This window comes from Dialister histaminiformans, assembly GCF_900103425.1.
GTDB lineage: Bacteria > Bacillota > Negativicutes > Veillonellales > Dialisteraceae > Allisonella > Allisonella histaminiformans.
Map to the genome: position 1 here is coordinate 1 of NZ_FMXA01000039.1, position 2,351 is coordinate 2,351.

Annotated in this window: 2 protein-coding genes and 1 riboswitch; of the genes, one reads left to right on the plus strand and one right to left on the minus strand. The window is 44.4% G+C overall.

Annotated features, from left to right (window positions below; translation table 11 throughout):
• Window positions 1-251: 251 nt before the first annotated feature.
• Entirely contained in the window at window positions 252-1,286 is a 1,035-nt protein-coding gene (locus BLQ79_RS08080; RefSeq protein WP_091365619.1) for a 3-deoxy-7-phosphoheptulonate synthase, read from the minus strand.
• 136 nt (window positions 1,287-1,422) lie between these two features.
• Window positions 1,423-1,481: riboswitch (Fluoride riboswitch) on the plus strand.
• 52 nt (window positions 1,482-1,533) lie between these two features.
• Between BLQ79_RS08080 and crcB the strand changes: the two genes are divergently transcribed.
• Window positions 1,534-1,911 carry a fluoride efflux transporter CrcB gene (gene crcB / locus BLQ79_RS08085; RefSeq protein ID WP_091365622.1) on the plus strand — a complete coding sequence of 126 codons (378 nt, stop codon included), beginning with the start codon at window positions 1,534-1,536 and terminating at the stop codon, window positions 1,909-1,911.
• Window positions 1,912-2,351 lie beyond the last annotated feature (440 nt).

Sequence of the window (2,351 nt, forward strand, 5' to 3'; positions counted from 1 at the left end):
TTGGGGAGACGCTGTTGTTTGGGGAGAACTTCATAAAACTGATTTTGATATTAGTTTTTACTGGGACTAAAAACACACTTTTTGTCCTATAACCCAGTTTATCCAGTTGACTGTGAAACGGGATTGCTCAGATTGGAAAAGGTAAAGGCTGTAGTCAATCCGGGTATTGAAAATAAAGGAGCAAACTTACAGGTGATCGGATGTTCATATGAAAAAGGGATGCATACCCTTTAGCGGGTGTGCATCCTCTTTCAGATTTCATCGGCCAGTTCGTAAATCAGCTGTCTGCTCTTTTCCCATCCCAGACAGGGGTCAGTTATGGATTTTCCATAAACGCCGCCTCCGATAGGCTGGCATCCATCTTCAATATAACTTTCAATCATCAGTCCTTTGACCATTTCCTGCAGCTCGGGCGATTCATGCCGGCTCAGCATAACATCTTTTGCGATACGTATCTGTTCGTAATATTTTTTTCCAGAATTAGCGTGGTTGCAATCCACAATGATGGCTGGGTTGGTGAGACCCCGTTCCCTGTAGGAAGCGGTAAGGCGCTGCAGATGTTCATAATGATAATTGGGTGAACTGTTCCCGAATTTATCCACATAGCCGCGAAGGATAGCGTGAGCGAACGGGTTTCCGGTGGTTTCCACTTCCCATCCCCGGAAGATGAAACGCTGTTCATGCTGCGCGGCGGCAATGGAGTTAAGAAGTACGGATAAATCGCCGGAGGTAGGGTTCTTCATCCCTACGGGCAGACTTACGCCGCTGGCAATCATGCGGTGCAACTGGTCTTCCACAGACCGGGCTCCTATAGCGGCATAGGATAAAATATCAGCCAGGTACAGATAGGTCTCCGGATAAAGAATTTCATCGGCACAGGTAAATCCGGTTTCCTTGATAATGCGTGTGTTCATTTCTCTGACTGCAATGATGCCTGCAATCAGGTTTTCTTTCTTAGATGGATTTGGTTGATGGAGCATGCCTTTATAGCCGATACCGATGGTTCTTGGTTTATTGGTATAGACACGGGGAATAATGAACAGTTTGTCGGCTACTTCATCACGCACCCTGGCCAGGCGATGCATGTAATCCAGCACAGAATCCTCGTTGTCAGCTGAGCATGGACCGATAATCAGGAGCATACGTGAATCTTTTCCAGAAAGAATATTTTGAATTTCTTTGTCCCGGTCAGCCTTAATCCGGCGAAGATCTGATGAAAGCGGGAACATTTCCTGCAATTCAAAAGGTGAAGGCAAGGCTTTTATAAATGTCATATTTGCAGGCATGTTTATATACTCCTTTCACTTAACCAGGTGGCGAATGATGGACTATGGACTCCCGCCTGAGAAATATACAGCTTTGCTCTATTATAGCAATTTCGCCAAGGGAATATATAGACAATATTATAAAAAAGTGATAGCATGACTGACAGGCGATGGGGTTCGCCTTAAACGCAAAATGCTGATGACTCCTGCTTTTTAGCAGGGGTCTTTTTGTTTTATTATAGAGTTTAAGTGAGTACAGGGGGAATTTATGGCTTTAATGTATGTAGCGGTAGCTGTTGGCGGAGCGCTCGGTTCAGTTTTACGATATATATTGTCTCAACTGGCGGCACAGACACTGGGAACCACCTTTCCATACGGGACATGGATTGTGAATGCAGTTGGCTCTTTGTGCATAGGTTTTCTTGCTGTGGGACTTACAAGATGTGCAAAAAATCCGGTGGTGGCTGCGTTACTGATAACTGGATTTCTTGGGGGATTTACCACATTTTCTTCATTTATGAATGAAACCATGCAGTACATGATGGCTGGATTATGGAAACAGGCACTGGGGTATCTTGCCCTTCAGCTGACATGTGGGCTGGTTATGGTATTTCTGGGAATAGTGACCGCCAGGAATTTGTTTTAGAATATTAACGGAATCCATCCCTCGAAAGTCCCGGAGAGACTTCTTCTGACCTGCCTTTTGATGGTAAGGCTTGCTGACTATGAACTGCAGGCTCGTCTTCATATGTTACACAAGAGGAATGACAATACCATGTTGAACTTCTTCCATTTTTCTATTTTGTCAAAAAGAATGCGAAAGCTAATTAAAGGAAAGGATGCAGTACATTTCCCAAACTGGAATGAGGAGAAAGTCTTCTTTTCGTTACCCACGGTTCCGCAATCATCAGAAATTGGCAAGAAATTCCAGTGTACGCAAGCGACATTAAACTTTCTAATATCGCTTGCACAGCGCATGGCTTAGTGATATTATCATATTCGCCGCTGATGAGGCGGCCACTTCTGGAAAGCGGTTCAACCGTTTTCCGGAAGACATCGCAAAAAAGCACTTGACATTATAAAGCA

What these genes read in the sequence shown, in the direction of transcription:
- BLQ79_RS08080 (WP_091365619.1), bottom strand. Translation starts at nt 1,286, where the DNA reads ATGCCTGCAAATATGACATTTATAAAAGCCTTGCCTTCACCTTTTGAA.
- crcB (WP_091365622.1), top strand. Translation starts at nt 1,534, where the DNA reads ATGGCTTTAATGTATGTAGCGGTAGCTGTTGGCGGAGCGCTCGGTTCA.